Here is a 1,693-nt window from a genome sequence, read left to right as displayed (position 1 = left end):
AAAGGTGGTAAGATTGAGGGGACGGGTAAAAAGACAGGGAAGTTAGAACTGTCAGATTTTACAGATGAAATAATGAATACCAAGCCTATGAACTCACCTGTTCCTAAAAAGTGGTATGATAAAGGCGGTACTATTTTGTTAGATAAGAGTGGGACTTGGACTTATACTAATAAAGAAGGGATATCGGTTAGTTATCCTAATGGGTATCCTGACTTTTCAGCATATTACCACCCTACTGTTAAACCAGTACCAATTGAAGTTACTGTACCTAAGAACCCTCAAGAAGACTTCAAAAAAGCTAATTTAGAAGCAGGGCTTAATAAGGATTCTGATCCGCCTGTGCCAGCAAGTAATAAACCTCCTGAAGGTTATTCGTGGCATCATCATGAAGATGGAAAGACAATGATTCTTGTTGATGAAGATATTCATAGAGAGTTTAGACATATCGGTGGTCAGTCTACAGTAAATGGAAAAAATAAAAAAGGAGAATAACCATGGCGAATATGGATCGAGCAAATGAGAAAATAACTATAAATGAAATTCGTGAATTTGAAGGTAAATATGTTCTTAAGCTTCCTGAACAGTATATTGATTTTTTGCTTAAATATAATGGAGGCTATCCTGAAACATCTACATTTAAGATTTCTGATGAAGAGGGTGAAAGTGTCGTAAATAAATTTTACGGGATCGGTGATATGAAGGGGAATTTGGCTAAGGTGTTTGAGGTTTTAGATGGTGAGCTACCTGAGGGATTTATTTCGATTGCTAGTGATCCAGGAGGAAACGAGATTTGTATTGGAATTAGTGAGAAATACTTTGGAAAAATATATTTTTGGATGCATGACATGGAGTCAGATGAAGAGATGGAAAATATGTTTTTTTTGAAAAACAGTTTTAACGATTTTTTTGAAAATTTATATTAAGGATTGTTAATACGAGAAATACCGCCCTTACTGTGGTCTTTTATCCTATTTAGGTTGTTGATGAATAGATCCTACCCAGTGCCGAATAAGTCGGGCGGCTGAGCCTAAGCAGACTTAACCCATGTAATACCCGTATAAAGATTTGGTCATTTTGATTGTACGAACATTAAAGGCTTTATTTTTATAACCCAAATAGCGGATTCCGTTACATTGAACAGGTCGATTATGGTCAGATACCACCATGATTGACCTGTTTTTTGTTACCTTTGTTATCTGCGGTTTTTTCGAAATTACTAGCAACTGCAAAATACCATATAACGATAGTAATACTGAGAAATAAAAAAACGAAACTTTCAAGATGGATAGAACGACAACTATAGTAATGTTGTTATGCAAAGAGTAGCACTTTGTCCGTAACATAACTGACACTTGCAAAGATGATGACGGTGCAGGAAAGAAATCTGATGGCGACCAGTCAACATATAAAGGTAAGTTAACTAATTAGAATTCCGAGCACTTAGCTGAACTCCCGAAATTCAAGCCATTTTTAAACGCACCAGAAGGTGTGCCTTTCAATGTTGGGAAGATCCCGATGGAGTTGGGAGGTTTATGAATGAGAATAAGCGTAACTTGATAATGCTGTTATTGTTTGCTTTGACGATTTATACATTCAGCCTGTGGTGATAAAAAAGCTACGATATTATCCATGGATGAAGTACGGGATCTAGTTCAGCAAGGCCAGGCGTTGTCGTGGAAGGATTTTGAAGGTT

2 protein-coding genes are annotated in these 1,693 nt (G+C 36.6%); both read left to right on the top strand.

Annotated elements, in window-relative coordinates:
- Positions 1-492 (top strand): HNH endonuclease (locus tag CA598_RS31515; protein WP_179283826.1); only part of this gene is annotated, 492 nt, incomplete at its 5' end.
- Between the two features lie 2 nt (positions 493-494).
- Positions 495-923: an SMI1/KNR4 family protein gene (locus tag CA598_RS31510; protein WP_094879048.1), complete on the top strand. Its 429-nt coding sequence runs from the start codon at positions 495-497 to the stop codon at positions 921-923.
- Positions 924-1,693: the final 770 nt, after the last annotated feature.

It is taken from the genome of Paenibacillus sp. VTT E-133291 (assembly GCF_002264395.1).
Classification (GTDB): Bacteria; Bacillota; Bacilli; order Paenibacillales; family Paenibacillaceae; genus Paenibacillus_AQ; species Paenibacillus_AQ nitricinens.
The sequence above is the reverse complement of the archived record's forward strand: the minus strand, read 5'-3'. Positions and strand labels throughout refer to the sequence as shown.

What these genes read in the sequence shown, in the direction of transcription:
- CA598_RS31510 (WP_094879048.1), top strand. Translation starts at nt 495, where the DNA reads ATGGCGAATATGGATCGAGCAAATGAGAAAATAACTATAAATGAAATT.